Genomic DNA, 22,029 nt, shown 5'->3' with positions numbered 1-22,029 from the left:
GGAGAATGGTTGTATTTTTTTCGCGGATTAATATTTCCCCAGCAGCCAGCGAATAAGCTCAATCAAACCCGCCAGGATGCCGCCGGACCAGGGGCTTTCGACTGAAGGAGCGGGCTTCTTTGGCTGGATGCCTTTCCCCAGCGAAGTCACGTCAACGGAAGAGTAGGAACCGGTATTTCCGCATAGATGGGGCTTGAGCTTCTGCCCGTTTTTGTCGGCGAACACGATATATTCCTTGCCTGTTTCAAAGGATTCCCAGCCATTGGAATAAAGGGTGACGGTAGGGGAATCAGAATCTCCTTTCCACCATTCGGCAACCTGAAATACATAGCTGCTTTTGGATATATCGGCTTTAGGGTTGGACGAGGTCAACGTGCCCCTGAATACCGCATCCGAGGTTTTTAATTCTTCGGTAACCTTTCGAGGCTCCGCGCATGACAATGCGGATGCCGTGGAGTGATCTGCACCAAGCCATAATCCGACAGTAAGGGAAAGAGCGATCATGGCGAGAAACCCTTTTTTCATATCGACGCCTCCTTTCGGGATGATTATGTATTTAGACGAGGAGGGTTTCACCATTGTTGCAGCGTTACTTGGAAATAAATTCGACGCAAAATGGCTCCGAGGAGGATTAAGTATTGAATTCTTAGTTTCTGCCAGAAGCGCAAATACCCCGCAAGCCAAAATGGCTGCGGAGCAGAATTGAACCTGGGCGCGCGTATCGCGGGTCGATTGCTTTTGTCACGATCATGATTAGTGGTCCAGCATGTGAGCGGGAATAGCAGTTAGATCTGCTTTGCTTCCAGCCGTTTGGCGATGATGGACAGAAGATAATTCAGCGTGAAGTACAATAGCGACGCAAAAACAAGGGCGGGAATAACATAGTCATAGCTGGAACCGCTAAGAATTTGTACGTTGCGCATCAGCTCAGGCAGCGAAATGATCACGGCCAGCGAGGTGTCTTTAATGAGCGAGATGAACTGGCTCACCATGGGCGGGGACATCCGGCGCAGCGCTAGCGGGAGAATCACGTGCCGCAGTGTCTGCATATAAGAGAGACCCGACGCCCGGGCCGCTTCGATCTGGCCTTTATCCACCGATACGAGGCCGCTGCGGACAATTTCGGCGATCATGGCTCCTTCAAAAATGCTCAGGCCGACGACGGCCGCCCAGAAAGTGGGGATTCGAATCCCGGTCTGCGGCAGAACCATGCCGATGAAGAAAATGATCAGCAGCAGCGGCAGATTGCGGATTATATCCACCAAAAAGGCCGTTGTCCTCGACAGGAAGGGCGTTTTCGTATATCTCACGGTCCCGAGCACGGTTCCAATGATGAAGCTGAACACAATGGATAAGCCGGCAACCTGCACCGTGATCCAAAAGCCTTGAAGGAGATATCGCAGATTCGGCCAGGAGTACGCACCGATAAAATCCATCTCATGCCACCTCCTGTTTATTGGGCAAACTTGCGTTTAACGTCAATTGCTTCTCGCAAAGCGGCGCTCCATATAATGGACGGCCAGGCTAAGCGGTATGGTCAGGAGCAGGTAGAACAGGGCTACAAACGTATAGACGGGAATGCCTTTGAAGGTGCTCAGGTTAATCAGATCGGCATAATACATCAGGTCGAGTCCGGCGATAACGCCGAGGACCGAAGAATTCTTAACCAAATTGATCAATTGGTTGCCGATGGCCGGCAGTACGATTTTGATCGCCTGCGGAAGTATGATATAGCGCATATTCTGGATATAACTCAGCCCGGAAGAGCGGGCCGCCTCCGACTGTCCGGAGGGCACTGCTTGGATCCCCGCCCGAATGGCTTCGGCAATGAAAGCAGCCGTGTACACCATCAGCCCAAGCGTACCCGAAGTAAACGGGTCAACCGGTATGCCGAGAGAGGGCAGGCCCAGGAAAAAGAAAAAGACAACCACCAGGAGTGGAATGTTGCGGATAAACTCTACATAGATGGCACCAATGGCTTTCAGTATGCGGAATGGGGCAATCCGCAGGATGGCGATCAAGGTGCCTAGCACCAAGCTGCCGATCAGCCCAAGCAGGCTGGCGAGAATGGTCTGGCCCAGGCCAGCCATAAATTGATCCCAATGCTGGACCAGGATGTTAAAATCCCACAAGGTCAAAATGCCTCACCTCCAATGGGGGATGTTGATCGGGTGGCCGGTCAAAAGAAGCCAGGCAGTTCCGCCCCGCAAAAGGGAGGAACCTGATTGGAGCCATGATGCCTTAGGACCGGCCCGACCATTACATGCTTGCGGTTATTCCGGTTTCACGCCCATCCATTGCTCATACAATTTGTCGTATTCGCCGCTATCCTTCAGCTCCTTCAACAGCTCATTGACGGTTTTCACAAACTCCGGATTCCCTTTTTTGATGGCCATGCCGTATGGTTCATCCGTAAAGTTTCCGCCGACCAGCTCGAAGCTGGGGTCCTGCTGCTGCATACCGAGGAGGATGGAATTGTCGGTGGTCAGGGCATCGCCCTGTCCCGCCTTGAGTGCGGTGAAGGCGTCCTGATAATTCTCGAATTCGAGAATGACGGCGTCGGGCGCTTTCTCACGGATATTTTGCGCAGAGGTAGAGCCCTTTACCGTGAGCACCTTCGTATCCTTGTTCAAGCTTTCCAGACCCGTGATCGGGCTGCCCTTCTTCACCAGCAGGGATTGGCCGGCTTCAAAATACACATCGCTGAAGTCCACCTGCTCCTTGCGCTCCTCTGTTATGGTCATCGTGGCGATAATGATGTCGATGTCCCCGTTCTTCAGCATGTCGATCCGGGTTTTGGAGGTAACCTCCTTCAGCTCGACCTTGGTCTCGTCACCGAGAATCTTTTTGGCCAGCGCTTTGGCGATGTCGATATCGAAGCCCTCTACATTGCCGGTGGCAGGGTCCTGCAATCCGAACAACTTCGTATCATATTTCACGCCAGCTACAAGCTTGCCGCGTTTTTTGATCGCCTCGAGGGTATCCGTATTGCCGGAACCCCCGCACCCTGATGCCACCAGCATCATCACTAACACCAGAAGGGCCGCACTCCACCTGAAAGGCCTCGTAAATCTTTTCTTCATACACCAGATCCCCCTTAAAGATATGAATTCTCTGAACAAGCAAACTCCTAACGGCGCGTTGTCCGAGCATGGACTCCTTGTCTCTTGCGGCAGCCATCATGACAATCCTAAAAAGCAAAGCGGCAATTCCTTTTCCACCCCTACGCACCAAGTCCAGGTTAGTGATGCAGCAGGCGGCTCAGGAACGCCCGTGCTCTCTCTTCCCGCGGCTGATTGAAAAAATCGGAGGCGGGTGTATCCTCGATAATCCGGCCTTCGTCCATAAAGACGATTCGATCTGCGGCTTCGCGGGCGAAACCCATCTCATGGGTAACCACGGCCATAGTCATGCCTTGATGAGCGAGTGAACGCATGACATCCAGCACTTCGCCGATCATCTCCGGGTCGAGTGCGGACGTCGGTTCATCAAACAGCATAATCTTCGGATTCATGGTCAATCCGCGCGCAATCGCCACCCGCTGCTGCTGACCACCGGAGAGTTGGGAAGGATAGCTATCCGCTTTGTCCGCAATTCCGACTCGCTGCAGGTACGTCATCGCTTTTTCCGTCGCTTCCGCTTTGGACATCCCCAGCACCTTCATGGGTGCGAGAATGATGTTGTCGATCACCTTTTTGTGCGGGTACAGGTTGAAATGCTGGAAGACCATCCCGATATCTCGCCTAAATGTATTGATGTCGATCTTTCGGTTATGCAGCTTGACGCCATTAACGACAAGCTCGCCATCCGTAATGCTTTCGAGCCGATTGATACACCGCAGCAGCGTACTTTTACCGGAGCCGGAAGGTCCAACGATGACAACGACTTCCCCCTGGGAAATGGTTAGGTCGATTTCTTTCAGAACATGGAAGGTTCCGAAAAATTTGTTGACGCGGCTAAATTCAATCAGTAGAAATCCCCTCCTATTCATTTCGAATTGGACGCTTGCATGCATGTAAGCTTGTGACCTGTCTTGGTGCCAGGCCCTTTTTACACTGGTATGGCAAAGGGAGCTTGTTCCATGCCACTTTTAGGAAAATTTAGTATCCAAGCGGTGGGGAGTGAGATATAATAGGGGGCGTATTCATATGAAGGAGGCCACATGGATAAACGTGCAAAAATAACTGAAATCGACCTGGTTCGGGGCTTTGCGATGATGGGCGTGCTGATGGTGCATGCGACGTCGTTCGCCACAGTTCAGATGCGCGGGGACGATTTTTTTGGCTTGTATAACTTCCTGAACATATTCTCGAAGGTTGGAACGACGACTTTCATATTTCTGAGCAGCTTTGTGCTCTTCTATAACTATTATCACCGCCCGTTCAAAGGCCGTGACTTGGCACGGTTCTTCAAGAACCGGCTGATGTATATTCTGGTGCCGTATCTGCTGTTCTCGGTGTTATTCTTTACGGTGGCCTGGTATCATCGCGGGGGGGAGTCAAATCTGGCGGCAATGCTGGAGAGCTTCTGGCCCAAGCTGGCGACGGGGAAATCCTACACGCACTTATATTTCATCTTCATTAACATCCAGTTCTATCTGCTGTTCCCGCTCGTGCTGATGCTGCTGAAGCGATTCCGCGGCTTCGCGGCGGTCTGCGTGCTGGTCGGCATTGTACTGCAGTGGGTGTTCTATATCGGCAATGATGCCTGGTGGGACGTAACGAACCGGAACAGCTGGTCGCTGTCGTTTCTGTCGTATTATTTTCTCGGGGCATGGATCGGCATTTATTATGACCGGGTCAAGGATTGGCTGACTTCAGCGCAGCATGCCGCAAGACCGGCCCTGCGCAAGCTGGGCTGGGTCGCGCTCTGGGCGATATGGCTGGGCGCCGCCCTGGTGCATATCGGCCTGCGATACAATCAGCGGCTGCTAGGGACGGAATATCATCCGCTGCTCTACGATGCCTTCTGGAATGTGCATACGCTAACCACTGCCCTGGTCATGCTCCAGGTCGCGCTGGTATTCGGGAATAAGAGGGTATGGTGGTTGAACGGATTCAGACGGCTCGGGGTGTATTCCTTCGGCGTTTATCTGGTGCATCCGCTGGTCCTGCTCTTCTACCGGGACTTTCCTCCGCAGACGGAGAATTCCTGGCTGATGCTGGCTTGGTATGCCGGCGGGCTCGTCTGCGCACTGGCGGTTTCGTATGTGGTGGTCTACAGCATTAGCCGTCTCTGGAGCTGGACCTGGATCTTTTTCGGCAAACTGCCGGGCAGCTTGCGGACGGGAAGATCACCAAATCCTCCTGTTCCGGCTCAGCCGGTTACGGAGGTATCATCGTAAGTTCGATAAAGTGGAAAAGGCGCAATCTTCGCAAAGAGGAGAGCGCCTTTTCTTTTTGCCCGAGTGGCGATATTTCAGAATGATTCCCTGATTTTCGGAATGAGGCTTATCATCTCGGATGTCATGCTATATTTGGTTTGATACTCGGTCTGTGGGTGGTACGAAGACGTTGCTAAGTACAGGTCAATTACATTCGTTACAGACATGAAAAGCGAGGGAGTGCCAATATGAAGGATAGCGGAGATTCCTTAGTAAACGGTTTCATAAAGGCGGACGGCAAGCGCATAGTTAATGGAGATGGTCAGGAAATTCTGCTGCAGGGAGTCGGGCTTGGAAGCTGGCTGCTGCCGGAAGGGTACATGTGGAAGATGCCGGAGCAAGGAGATCGACCTCGGCGCATCGAAGGCATGGTTAGGGACCTGATCGATGAGGAAAAGGCGGCGGCTTTTTGGGAAGCCTATTATGAGCTTTATATCGCGGAAGCCGATATTCGGAAGATCGCTGCCGAGGGCTTTAACTCCATCCGGGTGCCGATCAATGCCAGGTTTATGATGGCGGAAGGACAGCAGCCGCCTTTTGTATATCACGAAGGCCATTTGAAGCTCATCGATCGGGTGATCGATTGGTGCAGGACGTATTCGCTGTATGTTATTCTGGATTTGCATGGCGCGCCAGGCGGACAGACCGGCGCGAATATCGATGATTCCGAGCGGGATTTGCCGGAGCTGTTCACGGATCGGCTGAATGTGGAGCGAACCGTGGCGCTGTGGCGTATGCTGGCAGAACGCTATAAAGACGAGTGGATCGTGGCCGGTTACGACCTGCTTAACGAGCCGCTGCCAGACTGGTTCAGCGAGTATCATGATCGGGTGATGCCGCTGTATAAGGAAATCACCGCGGCTATACGCGAAGTGGACAAGCGCCATATGATCATTTTGGAAGGTGTCCACTGGTCAACGGACTGGAGCATTTTCGACGAGAAATTTGACGATAACCTGATGCTGCAGTTCCATAAGTACTGGAATAATCCCGACACGGAGAGCATTCAGAAGTATCTGGATCTTCGCGAAGAATGGAATGTGCCGATCTTCATGGGTGAAGGCGGCGAGAACAACCCGCAGTGGTATACGGGCGCATTCCGGTTGTTCGAGGATCATAACATATCCTGGAACTTCTGGACCTGGAAGAAGATGAACACTCAAAACTCGCCGTTCTCGATCCGCATGCCGGAAGGCTGGGAGAAGCTGACGGGTTACCTGGAAGGCGGAGAGAAGCCCTCTTCAGCCGAAGCGGAAGCGATTCTGGGCGAATATCTGGATCATCTTCCACTGGCAGCCTGCGATGCTTATCCGAACGTATCCCGGTCATTGCTGCGCCGGCTGCCCATTCAGATTCCGGCAGAGTTTTACGGATATCGGGGTGAGGGTGTCTCTTATCATATTGAGGCGAAGGCCAGTCAGGATATCGGGTTCCGGGTTCATGACGGTGTTCCGATGCGGATGATGACGGGCAAGGCGGAGAAACCAAGCTACGCTCCGGAAGGCGGCAAGCCATGGATAGAGGATAACCTGGTATGCGTGCAGCTCCGGGAGGGAGATTGGCTCGCTTATGCTGCGAATTGCGCTTCCGCAGACGTTTTTCATCTGGACATTCGGGGACGCATTCCCGAGGGGACGGTGGATTTGATGCTCCAGATTGGGGATCGGGAGCCTGAGCTTATCTCCTTGTCGGACTCTGGCGAAGGACAGTGGCGCATCCATAGGGTGGCTGAGGCTATGCCGATTGTGGAAGGCCCAGTGGATCTGGTGTTCATGGTGAATAAGGGCCGAATCGAGCTGGATTGGCTGGAATTTACCGAAGCGCGTTTAAATTTATAAGTTGAAGGGGAGATGGCATTATGACGGAACAGGCCGCAATATCGGAAAGGCTGTACCAATGGCTGGATGGAAGTAATCTGGAATCGAAGCAGCACGAAGCGATGATGCTATTGAGCGCAACGGAAGATGGATGGCCGCATACGGCCATGCTCAGCGTGGGGGAGGTTTTGGCCTTAGACCGGAACCGGCTACGACTTGCGTTATGGCAGGGGACGACTACGACTGGCAATCTTCTTCGGTCCGGACAGGGTACGTTGGTGGCGATTCATGATGGAGCGGCCCATTATGTTCGGCTGCGTCTTCAAGGGCTTCCCGATCTGCCGGATGCCCGGCATCCGCTGCAGCGTTTTGAGGCCGAGGTAGTGGCTGTTCGCGAGGATATCGCGAAGTATGCGGATATTAAATCGGCCGTGAAGTTTCAACTGCACGACCCGGAAGAAGTCTTGCAGCGCTGGAAGGAAACGCTGGAGGAATTACGAAAGTAAACGTTTACGGCGTGAAAAACCTGCTCAAGATCTAGCTCCCGGCATATGCCGGGAGTTGTATATGCCTACTCATGCCTAATCGGAATGATGCCGAAGAAAATAACTTTAATTTTTCCGCAGAATCTTTTGCATTGGTATTTGCTATCGGCAGTAAAATGTGTTAAGATATGAATATCGAAATCGACCTGAATTCACATATTGTAGAGGGTTGTCATTTCTGGTAACCTTGTGCAATATGTGAATTTTTTTATTCCGTCTGCGAAGAAAAAAGGTCATGTAAATATATATCAAGGAGGATTCCCCCATGCAAACAGGAACTGTTAAATGGTTTAATGCTGAAAAGGGCTTTGGTTTCATCGAAGTTGAAGGCGGTAACGATGTATTCGTTCACTTCAGCGCGATCCAAGGCGACGGCTTCAAAACGCTTGACGAAGGCCAACGCGTTGAATTCAACATTGTTGAAGGAAACCGTGGACCACAAGCTGAGAACGTTGTTAAATTGTAATTACAATTGAAGACTGCCCTTAATGTGTGACATTAAGGGCAGTCTTCTTTTATACGGCGTTTCTATTTTCTAAGACGAGAATAAGGAGGAGCGTTCATGTATTCGCGTAAAAACTCGATGGAGAGTATTCCTGAAGAAATAACAGAAGTATGGGCATGCACGAAGGAAGACTGCAAAGGGTGGATGCGGGACGATTTTGCGTTCGACACGGAACCAGTATGCCATTTGTGTCAATCCCCTATGGTCAAAGAAACGAGAAGCCTGCCGCAGCTAGTTAATACCAATAAACAACAGAAATCTCTGGCTAAGGGGATTCAGATCGAGCGCAAATAGCAGCTAATACCTAGAGAAAGCGCTGGGCAAACACAAATTCTTCTTGAAGCTACCTTCGGATTTTATGGTAAATCCGTCTATTTCTGTTTCATTTGAAGGAGAATGGTTAGTAATATGTGTACCCTTTCGTTCTCATTCAGAATGATTTACAGCATAAGGGACGCAAAATTCAAAGGAGTGAAATGTATTGAACACGCAAACCGAGGTACTGAAGCGAAACATTGACAACATGATCAGCCAGGATAACCAAGGCGGCTTGAACGATCAGGAGAAATTCATCATGCAAAAGCTGATGCGTGAGAAATACCAACAGGAACACGAAAGCAAACAGGAACAACGTGAGGAAGACAAAGGGGAATAACTGGGGAACCGTTTGATATACTTGAGGATATAAACGATAAACGTCGCCGCGACGATCCAAGGGATCGCTTGTGGCGAACAATCGTTAGCAAGAGGGAAGGCATGAATGGCAGCTATGGAGGCTGCTGTTCATGCCTTTTTTTGTGCCAGGAATGAGCACGCACAGGGCACAATATTTCGTTTTTTAGGATGCATTTTTTCGTAAATGCCGAAGCCTACCCGAAAAATGAGCCCCTTGAAACGAAATCTGAAACCTTTCGTGCAGAGAAAGGACGATCTACAATATAAACATAGATAATGTAAAGGTTTTCAAAATGATAGGATCAACTTGGAGGTCATAACCATGCAAAATCAACTTCATGCCGATGTTTCCGAAACCGGTGTCGGTCCCGCAATGGAGCCTTCTGTACAGAAGAAGCTTGACAGAAAAAGATGGCTCAGAAAGCTCTATGGCCAACGACATCTTCAAATTATGGCGCTGCTCGGCGTTGCGTGGATGATCATCTTTAACTACATTCCGATGTACGGTGTCATCATTGCATTTAAAGAATTCAATATCGTGAAGTCCATCGGCGAAGCTCCATGGGTTGGACTTGAGCATTTCAAGGAGTTTTTCTCAGACGAGGACTTTACGAACGTGATGCGGAACACGCTCGGGATCAGCTTGCTGAAGCTGTTTATCGGATTTCCGCTTCCGATCATTTTTGCACTCTTTCTGAACGAAATCCGGTCCGTTCGCTACAAGCGGACCATTCAGACGATATCTTATCTGCCTCACTTCTTATCATGGGTCATTCTGGGCGGCATCCTGATGACCTGGCTGGCGGATATCGGGATTATCAACAATATCTTGCTGGCTCTGCATATTATCGATGATCCGATTACGTATCTGGCCGAACCGAAATACTTCTGGGGCATTATTATCACTTCGGATATATGGAAGGAGCTTGGGTGGTCCGCCATTATCTATCTAGCGGCCATAGCCAGCATTTCGCCTGAAATGTACGAGGCATCGACGATTGATGGCGCAGGTCGGTTTCAGAAGATGTGGTACATTACGCTTCCCAGTATCAAATCGACAATATCGATCCTCTTCATTCTTGCGGTTGGTGGTGTGCTGAACTCCAACTTCGATCAGATTTTGGTGCTCCGAAACACGCTGAACGAAAGCGCGAGCAACGTAATCGATATTTTCGTCTACCACACCGGGATGCAGAACGGACGATACTCCTACGCGCAAGCCGTTGCATTGTTCAAGTCCGTCATTGCGATTATCCTGCTGTTGATCGCGAACAAGGTGACCAAAAAACTGAACGACACATCACTATTCTAGCGAGACCAGCGAGAAGGGAGACGAATAATCCATGTTTAAACGCAGAACCAAAGGCGAAGCCTTCTTCGATATATTCAATAATTTCGGCATGCTGATCGTATGTTTTCTGACGATCTACCCGATCTGGTACGTGCTGGTGAATGCCTTCAATGACGGGCAGGACGCCATGCGCGGAGGGATCTACTGGTGGCCACGGGTGTTCAGTTTCGAGAATTTCAGCGCGGTGTTTCAGAGCTCTGGCATCATGACGGCAATGGGCATTACCGTAGCCAAAACCGTGATCGGCGTGTTCATTCACGTCCTCTTCACCGCCATGGTGGCTTATGCATTTTCGCGGAAGGGGCTGATTGGCGGTAAATTCTATATTCTGCTCGGAACGGTAACGATGTTTTTCGGCGGCGGACTGATTCCTTTCTATTTGCTGATCAAGGATTTAAATATGCTCGACAGCTTCTGGGTGTACATTATTCCATTTATGTTCAGTTTCTTCGATCTCATCATCTTCATGACCTTCTTCCGAGAAATCCCGGACGGTTTGGAGGAGGCTGCGAAGATCGACGGGGCTAACGACTGGTCGATCTTCCTCCGGGTCGTGCTGCCGGTATCCATGCCGGTTATTGCGACAATTGCGTTGTTTCACGGGGTGTTCCAGTGGAATGACTATTTCACTGGCGTCATCTACATCAACAATACGGATCTGCAGCCGATCCAGACGTATCTGTATAAGGTCGTCGCACAATCCAGCTCCAATCAGATGATGGCCCAGGTGCCAGGCGGCGTTGCCAAGACGGTCACCTCCCAATCGATCAAGATGGCGACCATGGTCGTAACGACGGCGCCGATCGTATTCGTCTATCCGTTTCTGCAGCGGTACTTCGTCAAAGGGATGATGATCGGCTCCATTAAAGGTTAATTCTCGGTGTCTGATCATGCAGCTTCCCTCTCCCGGGGGGAGGGGAAGTTCTTACAGGTAGCTTCTCTTGCCTAATTTGGCGGGAGTTCTATATAATCATATTTTTAAATAAGAAAAGGGGTAAACACATGAGCAAGATGCTTAAGCCAAAGAGCCTTCTGTTGTTGATGTTCGCACTGGTTATGGCCTTTACAACAGCATGCTCGTCCGGCGGTGATAATAGCGCGTCGGAAAAAGAGGAAGAAAAACCGGCAGAAGAAGTAAAACTGACCCAGGACCAGCCGGGATGGGAAGTCGACACATCCCCGATTACATTTGACTGGTACATCAACTTTGCCTGGTTCCCGAACAAATGGGGCGAGGACATTACTTCCCAATACGTAACCAAAAAGACGGGGGTTAATCTTAACCTGATTGTACCGGCGGGGAACGAAGCCGAGAAGATGAATACGATGATCGCTTCCGGTACACTGCCAGATTTTATTACGCTGGGGTGGTATGAAGACGCTGTCAAAAAGATGATTGAAGGCGATCTGGTCCTGCCGCTGAACGAATTGGCTGATCAATATGATCCGTATTTCTATAAAGCATCTGACCCTGCGAAAGTGTCATGGTATACCAAGGATGACGGCAACATTTACGGTTATCCGAATGCCTCCTCATCACCGAAGGACTATGAGAAGTTTGGCGACAACATCACATCGAACCAAACCTTCTTGGTACGCAAAGACATGTATGAGGCGCTGGGAAGCCCGGATATGCGCACACCGGAAGGTTTCCTGAAAGCGCTTGAGGACGCCAAGAAAATGTTCCCGAATGTGAACGGTCAGCCGCTCATTCCGTTTGGATTGCATGATTTCCATGAAAAAGGAAACAGCTCTTTGGAGGGTTACCTGCAGAACTTCCTTGCCATTCCACAGGATAAAGACGGGAAATTGAATGACCGTTCAACAGATCCGGAATATGTAAAATGGTTGAAAACCTTGCGTCTTGCTAATGAAAAAGGATTGATGTCTAAGGATATTTTCGTGGATAAACGTCCGCAGATGGAAGAAAAAATCGCACAGGGACGCTATTTCGCGATGCTGTACCAACGAAGCGATATGGCGAACCAGCAGAACGCGTTGTATGCAAACGACCCGAATTCCGTCTATATCGCTGTGGATGGGCCGGCTAACACCAATCTGGATCAGCCGACGCTGTCGGGTCCTTCGATCTCCGGTTGGACGGTAACCTTGATCTCGAAAAACGTAAAAGACAAAGCGCGTGCCATTCGCTTCCTGGATTACCTGATCTCCGAAGAAGGTCAGCGTGATACTTACCTTGGCGAGAAAGGCGTGACATGGGATACGATCGATGGCAAAGACCAATTCCTGCCAGAGGTTGCAGAGCTGTTGAACAGCGACCGCGGCGCATTCGACAAGAAGTATGGAGCATCCCATACCTTCTGGATGATGATGGATAACAACGTTACGCAGCCTTGGGCGCCTCCGGCCGTGGAACCGTTCAAGCAGATGGAAGACTGGACTCGTGGAAAGACCGAGAGCTTCTCACAATTTGATCAACTGGATCCGGATGCAAGCTCCGAGGAAGGCATCATCAACGACAAGGTGTTGAACGAGTGGGGTAAAATCCTGCCGAAGCTGATCTTTGCCAAAACGGATGCCGAGTTCGATCAGATTTGGAACGATTACCAAGCGAAGCGTGAATCGCTGGGGTTTGCGAAAGTGCAGGAATACAGACAGAAAGAATACGAAGAGAACGTGAAGAAGCTTGAGGAATTCTTGAAGTAAGGATCATCCGCTCAGGCGGATGAACAAAATGAAGACTCAAGGTACCCTATTATCGATTTTGTCGAAATAGGGTGCCTTTTGTCGCATCACGAGCTAATATAGGAGGGTATCCGATCGGCTGATGCAGCCTTACCATTCATGGCTCGGCTGCAGCCATACATAGAAAACGGGAAGTGACAGTCATGGTGACACGAATAAGATCGCTTATTCAATCGTTTACTTATTGGTTTGGCCGCAGGTCGATGCAGAGTCGTTTGGTTGCTGCGTATATCTTGATTTTGCTCATTCCGAGCATTATCGTATCGAACTATTTTTTCAAGCAGATCCGCGATACTTATATCAGTGATGCGCTCAACCAGAACTCGTTCCTGTTAGAAATTGAGAAGATGAACATGTTGAACCAGATTGAGGCGATTGAGATGGCCGCTCAGCTGGCAATTTCGGATGACGGGATCAAGGATTATCTCCGGATCAATGAAGAACCGGAGCCGGCGTGGTTAATCGATTTGGCTTGGGGGCCCTTCAAGGATATCCAACGGATCCAAACCAACAATCCGAATATCACGCACCTACGGTTATATACGAATAATTCCAATGTAACGGAAATGTGGCCTATCATTTTCCAGGAGAAACGGATCGCAAGCGAGCCGTGGTTCCCTAAGATCAAGGATTTGAACGGTGGGGAACTCTGGGTATTCAACTACAGCGATCCCGATATTCTGCAGCGTTACGCTGCAGATGCCTCCGAGGAGCTGCCGAAGGTGTCCTTGATTCGCCAAGTCCTTAGCGGGAGTTACCGTGGCGTGATCCAGGTGGATATGCTGCTCAAGCACTTTGCTCCGAAGACCTTTGCCGGCATCATGGATGAAAGCTCGCAGATGGCCATTGTCGATCAGGAAGGGCAGCTGTTCATGGACAGAAGCCAATCGTTCATGACCAGTCATGAAGGACTGCGGGACGAGGTGGCAATCCAATTCGCGAATCTGAAGCAGCAGGCGGGCGACTCCGAGGAGACCATGCATGCCCGCTTCAGTTTGAACGGCTCCTCGTACTTGCTGATTGCGACGCCGATGGAGCGGCTTCATGCCCATGTGCTGAATGTCGTTTCGCTGGAGGGGGCGCTGAATAACGTATCCAAGGCCCAGGGGCAGATCATAGCGGCGAACATCGTGCTGATCTTTCTGCTGTCGATCATTACGTACTACCTGAATTCCATTATCCTAAAGAGTCTGCGCCGTCTAACCGAGGCAATGAAGAGAGTCCGCAAGGGAGAAGTGACCGCGGCCATAGCGATCCAGGGCGGCGGGGAGGTAGGAGAGCTGGCGCATCATTTTAACAAATTGATCCGAACCATCAATGAACTGATTGCCCAGGGAGTACGCAAGCAAGCGGTGACCAAGGAAGCGGAGCTGCGAACGCTGCACAGCCAGATCGACTCCCACTTCCTGTACAACACACTTGAAAATATTAAGATGCTGGCCGAAATCGAGGGGCAGCGCACAATTTCAGACGCGCTGACCTCCCTTGGAGGGATGATGCGCTATAATTTCAAATGGTCGGGGGAGTACGTCAAACTGAAGGATGAAATTCGCCATATTCGCAATTATATTGATGTCATGAATATCCGGTTTGATGAGCCGATCCGGCTTGAACTTAACATTCCGTCTGAATTCATGGAGCTCGAGGTATTGAAAATGTCGCTGCAGCCCATCGTGGAAAATGCCGTCAAGCATGCCTGGCCCGAGTTCCCGGATCAGGAGAAGCGGATCAAGATCGATGCTATTGCCTGGGAAGAGAACCGGATCACGATTAACGTCACGGATAACGGCATCGGGATGGAGCCTTATCGGCTGGGCAGGCTGAGCGAGATTCTGCGAACGGCGGACAACGAGGAACTCCCCTCCGTAGATTACGGGCGAGGTGGAGTGCAGGCTGGAGGAATCGGACTTCGGAATGTGCACCAGCGAATCCGGTTGTTCTACGGGAATGAATATGGAATCGAAGTGAAGAGCGAAGAGGGGGAGTTCACGCAGGTGACCATGACATTCCCTAAGGTTCTGTTAACAGGAGGAGGCAGTGGACATGAGAAGTCTGATGATCGTGGATGATGAGAAGAATATCCGGTATGGGCTGAAAACGATGATTGAACGGGAATTCCCGGATCAATACGAGATCCGCTTGGCTGCCCAGGGGCAGGACGCGCTGGATTCCTTCCGCGAAGAACCGGCCGAGATCGTCATTACAGACATTCGGATGCCGGTCATGGACGGGATACGCCTCATTGAGGCGCTTGCTGGACTGGAAGAAACAACGGGTGTTAAACCCGTCGTTCTAATCCTGAGCGGATATGACGATTTTGAATATGCGAAGGCGGCGATCCGTTACCAGGTGAAGGAGTACCTGCTTAAGCCGATTCGACGGGATGAGCTGTTCGCTGCCCTCCGAAAGACAGAAGAAGCCTTGATCCGGCAAGCGGAAGTGAACAACCAGGTGGCCGCCAGTGAATTATATCTTCAGCAGCTGCAGACCCATCGGCTGAAGGAGCTGCTGGAGCTGCCCCAAGGGCTGGGGATGGACATGGAGGCTGCCGCGAGCGAAATCGGGTTTGAATCATTCGTGAAGCCATTCCGGGTAGCGGTGATGAAATACAAGTACGAAGACGGCAATTCCATGAATAAGGATGAGCTGAAGCAATTGATTGATAACATGAGGGCTTCAGTGGAAGGACGGATCAACGCTTGCTTTCTGGACAGCAAGGGGAGGGTCGTGCTCATCGGCAGTCCGGACGGGCAATTCGAGAAGCTGGCACGGCAGTTTACCGAGCGGGAGATGGACGGGCTCTTCGTTGGCATTAGCCGGGAAGGCTTCCGGATCGAAGATATCCGCATCTGTTACATTCAGGCGCTGACCGCCCTGAGCTATACATTCATCCATCCCAACGTCAAGCTGATGAGCCATGATGATATTCAGGGAGAACTGCGCACGTATCCGGTGCCGGAAGAGAGTATCCGCAAGCTGGGCAACATGCTCGGCACAGAGCGGGAGCGGGAGATCCAGGCGCTGCTGCTGGATATTTTTCATATCGGAGATATGCCGCATGTGGCTATCGATTATTTGGAGTTTGTCAGCAAGCGGATCAATGAGCAGGTGCTGGATGAGGTATTCCGTGTGTACGGGGAATCCATGGTGGAAGTGTTGAAGCTGTACCGAAAGGTGGGAACGATGGACAATTACCGTCATTTTCACACCTATTTCAGAAATCTGGAGCATTTACTGCTGCACGTGAATGAATATGTTAAAGGGATTCGTTCCGCCCACAGTGAGCATTCCGAGATCAAGGCAGCGGTGTGTTACATGGAGGAGAATTATCACAGGCCGCTGAACATGGCGATGGTCAGCAATTATGTGTCTTTGAATTATTCTTATTTCAGTGAAGCGTTTAAGGCCCATACGGGTGAGAACTTTGTGGTATATCTTAAGAAGCTGCGGATTACGAAGGCCAAGGACCTACTCCAGGACGGTGCCATGAAGCTTGCCGACATTGGCAAAGCGGTCGGCTTCGAGAACACCAAGCAATTCTCGCGCGTATTCAAAGAGCTGGAAGGGATCTCACCGCATGAATACCGGATCAAGGTACAAACGGGTGCGGGATTGCAGCATGAATAGTCCGGCTAACGTTTTGGCATGGTCCTGCCGCATATGTTGAATTGGCGGGATCGATTTTATTTTTTGCGCTGGCGACGATAGATCGCATCTCGTTTTATCCTTAATATGGTAAAATAGAAAAATCGGAGGTGCGTTATGTCGAAAGCAGCGAAATGGATCTGGGTATGGATTGTAGCATTGGTGCTGGTATGCACCGTGTTTCTGATTGAACATCAGAAGAAGATCGAACAGGGGACACAAATGACCTTGCAAAGCATATTGGGCACATCTCTATTTCAAATATGGAGTCATTACACCGACATTCTGGAGTTGAAGTCCATGCCCCTTCATGAAGCGCGCCTTGCAGAAGTACGGCTGAAGCTGGCAGCTATCGAGGCGTATTCCAAGACAGCGGATGAAGCCGTCCGTTCTCAGCTGCTTAACCCCATCGCTGCAAAGTTCCTGGCTCTGTCTGACAGCATAAGGGAGAGTTATGTGGAGAACGGGCGCTTCTCGGACGAAGATATCGAGAAATACGCGATTATTATGCGGGATTCGGAAGCATTGATTCCTCTGATGTACAAGGTCTATTACGTTTCGGAATCGGTTGAGGGGGGCGAAGTCAACCTGGACATCTCCGATTACGGCGAATTGGTAGCGCTTAACAACCGGTTAAAGCATGATCTGGATGGTTTTACTACGAAGAAGTAATTTAGTGAATCCAAGGACCCAGAGAAGAACGATATGGATGACAGAAAAAAAGACACCGGATCGGCTTTCCTGGGACATACCTGGAATTCGCGATCGGGTGTCTTTTCTATATGCAGGATTATGTAATCCCCATGTTATTTATTGAGCTGCAGTCTCTAATGTGGACAGCGTCATTTCCATTTTGCGGGTGATTTCTTTCTGCCATTTCACATCTCCAAGCTGGATCGCAAGGTTCAGCAGGTCTAGATAATCATCGATTTGCAGAGAACAGCGGCGGGAAGTCGTCTTCATAAGTCAATCGGCTCTCCTTTATATATAAACTCTCCAAGCGAAGCGTGTAGGAGCTCAAACGTCCATTCTCAACACATTCTCACTTGTCCGGTAATGATAATCATTATCATATGGCTAATTCTCATTATAAAGAGTTCCCGCACAGGTTGCAAGTCACTTTCTTAGATTTTTGCGTAAAAATGAATTAATTCATAAAGAACCGCTGCCTGTATTTACGCGGCGAGATCCCTTCCTGCTTCGTGAAACAGGAGGTGAAGTACGCTGCATGATTGAAACCGACCTCTTCAGCGACCCGGCTGATGCTGTAGTCCGTCTGCATGAGGAGCATTTTGGCCTGCTCGATCCGGTAGCGCTGCAAATATTCAACAGGCGAACAGCCGAATTCCTTCTGCATGCAGCGTGCGATATAAACAGGGTGGAAGTTAATGCGTTCGCCAAGATCCTGCACCTTGAACTCCTCACGGTAATGCTTCCGCAGATACGCCGCGGCCTGCTCGGCACAGGCAGAGGAAGGGGAGGACACCGGTGTATCCAGTGCGGCGGCCAGCTGTTCGATGAGCTCTTGGAACACCACCTGCTGCCGCCATAGAAATTTGGCCTGGTGACCGTACTGAACGAGCGAAGACATGGTAGCCAGGAGCTCCAGGGCCTTTTCCGGTTGAGGAAGGGTGCCAAATTGGGGGATATTAACGGAAAAATAGTTCGGCGTCATCGCCTTCAGCTCCGGAGCCTCTTCTCTTCTAGGCGTTTGGCAGGCCTCGTCCGCATGCCACTCCCCGGAGGTTTGGAAATGAAGCCAGTAATAATCGGTCTCCACCGTGCATCCCTTCGTGCCGAAATGATGCGTATCGGGACGCAGGATGAGGAACATGCCGGGTTCGATTTCATAAGGAATGCCATTCTCCGTGACATGGAGCTCCCCCTTCATGACCACGAGCAGGTCAAAGATACCGATGTTTTTACGGTTGGGATGTCCGCTGTGAATAGGAGCGCGGGTGAGCCCGCTATTGATATATTCCGGCAGCGGCGGAACGGTAAAATTCAGGATTGTCATAAGAAAGCCCTTTCGTGATTCTCGAGGTTTGAATTTTGATAGTTTTCGTTCGGAAAATGATATTATAACTCCAGTATACCATCTATAATTTGAGAAGGTTAAAGACCGTTTCATCATGAATTGTGTTTAACCCTTACATCATGGGCGGAGGTTGGAATGTTGGATAAAAACACAAACAAATTTACATTATGGGTTCTCGCATGGCCCATATTCATCGAGCTGTTCCTGCAGTTTTTGCTGGGAGCGGTGGATACATTGATGGTCAGCCGGATTTCCGATGATGCGGTTGCGGTGGTTGGCTTCTCCAATCAGTTGTTTCAGGCTATGACAACGTTGTTCATGACGGTTGCCAGCGGTGCCGGCATTCTCATCGCTCAGAAGATCGGTTCGCATAAAACGGGCGATGCCCGAACGATCGGCATCATGGCGGTGAGTGTCACCACGATCATCGGATTGGTGTGCAGCGGGATATTATTTGCGATGCCGGAGGCCATCGCTTCGGTCCTCCAACTGCCGGACCATTTGCTTCCGCTTGCCGGAACGTATATCTCCATTGTCGGCGGCGGGATGGTGCTGATTGCCATGATGGCTACGATGAGCACTGTCATCCGGAATACCGGCAATACGCGTGCACCGATGTATGTCGCGATCGGAATGAATATCATTCACGTTGTTATGAACTATGGGTTTATTTTCGGCGCTTTCGGGTTCCCGCAGTGGGGACTTACCGGTGTCGCGATCTCGACGGTGGTCAGCCGTCTGCTCGCTGTGCTCTTACTGCTGTATATATTCCTTCGTTCATTTGAATATCGGATCAAATGGAAGGAATTCCGTGTGTTCAACCGTCCGCTGTTCGGCGAAATTCTGAAGATTGGATGGCCGCTTGGCATCAATATGTCTTGCTGGGTGTTCACGCAGCTGATCATCTATTCCTTCATTGCAACGCTGGGCGCTGCCGAGCTGGCTGCGCGCACGTATATGAATACACTGGAATCCTTCTGCTTCTTGCTGGGTTCTTCGATTGCAATGGCTGCCCAGATTCAGATCGCGCATCTGTTTGGCGCGGGCCGGATCAAGGAGGCTTATCGGAGCGCGTATCGCGCGCTGGGCGTCGGGGCTGTTTATGTTGTAGTCAATGCCTTCCTTCTGTATGTGTTCGGGAAGCAGCTGCTGGGGCTGTTTACGGACGATAAGACGATCATTGCGATAGGCGCATCGCTCCTGGGCATGAATCTAATTCTCCAGCCGGGCAAAATGCTCAACATGGCCCTCGGCAACTCACTTAACGCCGTCGGAGACACGAGGTTTACGATGTATATTTCCCTGGGCTCGATGTGGCTGGTCGCCACCGTGCTCTCTTATGTACTTGGCATTCACATGGGATGGGGGCTCATCGGCATATACTCCTGCATGATTGCCGACGAGTATTTGCGGGGCGTGCTGTCCTTCTTCCGCTGGCGCGGGCAAAAACACCTGCGGAAGGCAGAGCGAGTCGAGCCGGTGAGTCATCAGGGGGCGTCAATGGAGCCAATGCCAGCGCAAGCATAATGACGGGCTATGATATGAAAAAGGATACTTCGGCCATGCGGCATCGGGGTATCCTTTTTTTGCCATACTATAAAAATAACGCATTCGAAAACTTTTTATCCGCATGGCGGGGTATTGTAAGTGATTGGCCAAGTGAAAGGAGGCAAGCACGGTGTGGTAAACGACCTTATACAACGATTAAAGATGGAATACAGCGATGAACTGTTTGAACAACTGTATCGGTTATATGCGGATCGGGCGATTCGAACGGCAACCGCAATCACCGGGAGTCCGGCAAGCGCCGCCGATGTGGTCCAGGAAACGTTTATCCGGGTTTACCGCAATCTGGAGTCCTATGATTTGAGCAGGCCCTTTGATCCGTGGTTCAACCGGATTCTCTATAACGAGTGCAACCGGTATTTGAAGAAACATGCGAGGGTGGTGCCTTCCGAGATTTCGGAGGAGAGGGATATTCCCTCGGAGAACGACACCTACGATTTTGACCGGCACGGCGAGGTATATGAGCTGGTGCAGCGGCTGGATGACCAGCACCGGATTCCCGTCATTTTGAAATATTTGAATGATGTTACCGAGAAGGATATCGCGAACATGATGGAGCTGAACGTCAACACGGTGAAGTCCAGGCTGTTCAAAGCGAGAAAGAAATTAAAGGAATGGATGCTGCAGAATAGGGGAGGGAATCAGCATGGGATCAGCATGGGACGTGATCCATGGGATCAAGAGATTGAAGACGGCCTGAAAAAGGGTACGGATGACGCGATGCGACATAAAGACGAGATTTGGATGGCGATCAAGGAGCGGATCCATAGCGAGCAAGCCCGGCGGCCTGCGGAAGCGGAGATTCCCTTCGCACCGCGGGAATCGAAAGGGCGCCGCCGTTCGGGACGAAGAGCGGCAGGATGGATTGCGGGAACCGCCGCTGCGGCAGCCATTGTGCTGACCGTCAGCTTCCAGACGGCACCGGTTCAGGCGTTTATTGATCAGGTGAAGGAATGGTTTGCTCCCCAGAAAACGGTCGAGCAGGAGCTTGAGGGCACGCCGGAAACAAGCGTAGATCAGCTGCATGAGGGTGCGGATTACGTCATTTACATTGATGAGAGCCGGTTTAAAATGGTTCATGAATCGGGCGTGGACCGCATTGAATTGAAGGAGAAGCCGACGGATGATCGCTATCCGGAAGTGTTCATGGAAATTTCGCAGGAGGGCATCGATCCAAAGACCGCCGCGGATCGGATCCAGGCGGAGCTGCAAGCGTATCCGAAGGTCGAGTCGAATTCGGTGGATGAACCGATTCAAGGCTGGGAAGTGCGTGCCGTTGGCGGAACCGGCGGCAAAGAGTGGGATGATCCGGTTATACGGTATTACGTATTTGATAACGGGCAGGGCGGCAGCTTTGTCGTGAAGCAGCAGTATTTCCTGGAGGCTTCCGAAGGCTTCGGTGCGCGTTTTCATAACATGATGAAGGAATTCCATATTACGACCAATACAAATGCAGAGTCTGACAGTAAGTAGATAGCTTCAGTTCATGATATAAACAAGGATAGTCCAATCGAATGATGAGAGGCTATCCTTTTTAAGTGATTAAAGATCGGTTAGAAGTGCTAGCAGATAACTATATGTTATGTTATATAACATTATCAAGGTCTAATGAATATATTGAGCACTCCCTAATTCTGGGATATATTATTTTTAATTTATTGAAAATTCCCATAAATCAAATGATAATGATGGATATCTTTAATTGGAAACGCTTTTCCTATTGCATGTTCGATTTGTTATATTAAATAACATTAAATAGAATAACTCTAACGAACACATGTTTTAATGTTATGTAATA

21 protein-coding genes are annotated in these 22,029 nt (G+C 50.4%); 14 read left to right on the top strand and 7 right to left on the bottom strand.

Annotation, left to right across the window (positions count from 1 at the left end; genetic code table 11):
- Positions 1 to 27: 27 nt before the first annotated feature.
- The 5 genes from AB4124_RS06910 to AB4124_RS06890 form a co-directional block, all read right to left on the bottom strand.
- Positions 28 to 525: a hypothetical protein gene (locus tag AB4124_RS06910; RefSeq protein WP_441971957.1), complete on the bottom strand. Its 498-nt coding sequence runs from the start codon at positions 523 to 525 to the stop codon at positions 28 to 30.
- A gap of 260 nt (positions 526 to 785) precedes the next feature.
- Positions 786 to 1,436, bottom strand: coding sequence for an amino acid ABC transporter permease (locus AB4124_RS06905; RefSeq protein WP_076322351.1), 651 nt, complete (start codon positions 1,434 to 1,436; stop codon positions 786 to 788).
- A gap of 42 nt (positions 1,437 to 1,478) precedes the next feature.
- On the bottom strand, positions 1,479 to 2,138 hold the full coding sequence (locus tag AB4124_RS06900; RefSeq protein WP_083397713.1) for an amino acid ABC transporter permease: 660 nt from the start codon (positions 2,136 to 2,138) through the stop codon (positions 1,479 to 1,481).
- 135 nt (positions 2,139 to 2,273) lie between these two features.
- Positions 2,274 to 3,083 (bottom strand): glutamate ABC transporter substrate-binding protein, encoded by an 810-nt coding sequence (locus AB4124_RS06895; protein ID WP_076322350.1) that lies wholly within the window; start codon positions 3,081 to 3,083, stop codon positions 2,274 to 2,276.
- 158 nt (positions 3,084 to 3,241) lie between these two features.
- Positions 3,242 to 4,015 carry an amino acid ABC transporter ATP-binding protein gene (locus tag AB4124_RS06890; RefSeq protein ID WP_339292264.1) on the bottom strand — a complete coding sequence of 258 codons (774 nt, stop codon included), beginning with the start codon at positions 4,013 to 4,015 and terminating at the stop codon, positions 3,242 to 3,244.
- A 147-nt stretch (positions 4,016 to 4,162) separates the two neighbouring features.
- Between AB4124_RS06890 and AB4124_RS06885 the strand changes: the two genes are divergently transcribed.
- The 12 genes from AB4124_RS06885 (at position 4,163) to AB4124_RS06830 (ending at position 17,299) form a co-directional block, all read left to right on the top strand.
- Positions 4,163 to 5,344, top strand: coding sequence for an acyltransferase (locus AB4124_RS06885; RefSeq protein WP_441971954.1), 1,182 nt, complete (start codon positions 4,163 to 4,165; stop codon positions 5,342 to 5,344).
- A 227-nt stretch (positions 5,345 to 5,571) separates the two neighbouring features.
- On the top strand, positions 5,572 to 7,221 hold the full coding sequence (locus tag AB4124_RS06880) for a glycoside hydrolase family 5 protein (protein ID WP_441971952.1): 1,650 nt from the start codon (positions 5,572 to 5,574) through the stop codon (positions 7,219 to 7,221).
- Between the two features lie 20 nt (positions 7,222 to 7,241).
- A complete protein-coding gene (locus AB4124_RS06875; protein WP_441971950.1) occupies positions 7,242 to 7,706 on the top strand; it encodes a pyridoxamine 5'-phosphate oxidase family protein in 465 nt (154 codons plus the stop codon).
- Positions 7,707 to 8,010: 304 nt separating this feature from the next.
- Positions 8,011 to 8,211: a cold-shock protein CspD gene (gene cspD, locus AB4124_RS06870; RefSeq protein WP_006207896.1), complete on the top strand. Its 201-nt coding sequence runs from the start codon at positions 8,011 to 8,013 to the stop codon at positions 8,209 to 8,211.
- Positions 8,212 to 8,307: 96 nt separating this feature from the next.
- A complete protein-coding gene (locus AB4124_RS06865) occupies positions 8,308 to 8,544 on the top strand; it encodes a cold-shock protein (RefSeq protein WP_071222231.1) in 237 nt (78 codons plus the stop codon).
- Positions 8,545 to 8,731: 187 nt separating this feature from the next.
- Positions 8,732 to 8,905: a hypothetical protein gene (locus tag AB4124_RS06860; protein WP_179090623.1), complete on the top strand. Its 174-nt coding sequence runs from the start codon at positions 8,732 to 8,734 to the stop codon at positions 8,903 to 8,905.
- A 342-nt stretch (positions 8,906 to 9,247) separates the two neighbouring features.
- Positions 9,248 to 10,237 carry an ABC transporter permease gene (locus AB4124_RS06855; protein ID WP_441971945.1) on the top strand — a complete coding sequence of 330 codons (990 nt, stop codon included), beginning with the start codon at positions 9,248 to 9,250 and terminating at the stop codon, positions 10,235 to 10,237.
- Positions 10,238 to 10,268: 31 nt separating this feature from the next.
- On the top strand, positions 10,269 to 11,150 hold the full coding sequence (locus AB4124_RS06850) for a carbohydrate ABC transporter permease (protein WP_441971943.1): 882 nt from the start codon (positions 10,269 to 10,271) through the stop codon (positions 11,148 to 11,150).
- A 128-nt stretch (positions 11,151 to 11,278) separates the two neighbouring features.
- Positions 11,279 to 12,943 (top strand): extracellular solute-binding protein, encoded by a 1,665-nt coding sequence (locus AB4124_RS06845; protein ID WP_441971941.1) that lies wholly within the window; start codon positions 11,279 to 11,281, stop codon positions 12,941 to 12,943.
- Between the two features lie 182 nt (positions 12,944 to 13,125).
- Positions 13,126 to 15,051, top strand: a complete 1,926-nt coding sequence (locus tag AB4124_RS06840; protein ID WP_441971939.1) for a histidine kinase — start codon at positions 13,126 to 13,128, stop codon at positions 15,049 to 15,051.
- Positions 15,026 to 16,609 carry a response regulator gene (locus AB4124_RS06835; protein WP_441971937.1) on the top strand — a complete coding sequence of 528 codons (1,584 nt, stop codon included), beginning with the start codon at positions 15,026 to 15,028 and terminating at the stop codon, positions 16,607 to 16,609. The genes AB4124_RS06840 and AB4124_RS06835 overlap by 26 nt, the downstream gene beginning before the upstream one ends.
- A gap of 135 nt (positions 16,610 to 16,744) precedes the next feature.
- The gene (locus AB4124_RS06830; protein ID WP_076322341.1) at positions 16,745 to 17,299 is read left to right on the top strand and encodes a hypothetical protein; all 555 of its coding nucleotides are present in this window, start codon (positions 16,745 to 16,747) and stop codon (positions 17,297 to 17,299) included.
- 138 nt (positions 17,300 to 17,437) lie between these two features.
- On the opposite strand, the gene AB4124_RS06825 is transcribed toward AB4124_RS06830, so the two are convergent.
- Together AB4124_RS06825 and AB4124_RS06820 are read right to left on the bottom strand one after the other, a co-directional pair.
- On the bottom strand, positions 17,438 to 17,590 hold the full coding sequence (locus AB4124_RS06825) for a hypothetical protein (protein ID WP_179090620.1): 153 nt from the start codon (positions 17,588 to 17,590) through the stop codon (positions 17,438 to 17,440).
- Positions 17,591 to 17,774: 184 nt separating this feature from the next.
- Positions 17,775 to 18,644, bottom strand: a complete 870-nt coding sequence (locus AB4124_RS06820) for an AraC family transcriptional regulator (protein WP_441971935.1) — start codon at positions 18,642 to 18,644, stop codon at positions 17,775 to 17,777.
- A 156-nt stretch (positions 18,645 to 18,800) separates the two neighbouring features.
- Between AB4124_RS06820 and AB4124_RS06815 the strand changes: the two genes are divergently transcribed.
- Together AB4124_RS06815 and AB4124_RS06810 are read left to right on the top strand one after the other, a co-directional pair.
- Entirely contained in the window at positions 18,801 to 20,192 is a 1,392-nt protein-coding gene (locus tag AB4124_RS06815; RefSeq protein ID WP_430137933.1) for an MATE family efflux transporter, read from the top strand.
- Between the two features lie 153 nt (positions 20,193 to 20,345).
- Positions 20,346 to 21,704 carry an RNA polymerase sigma factor gene (locus AB4124_RS06810; protein ID WP_441971933.1) on the top strand — a complete coding sequence of 453 codons (1,359 nt, stop codon included), beginning with the start codon at positions 20,346 to 20,348 and terminating at the stop codon, positions 21,702 to 21,704.
- The last annotated feature ends 325 nt before the right edge of the window (positions 21,705 to 22,029 follow it).

This window comes from Paenibacillus sp. 2KB_20, from assembly GCF_052115765.1.
Taxonomy (GTDB): domain Bacteria; phylum Bacillota; class Bacilli; order Paenibacillales; family Paenibacillaceae; genus Paenibacillus_AQ.
Note: the sequence above shows the minus strand (reverse complement) of the source record. Positions and strands in the feature narration are given on the sequence as shown.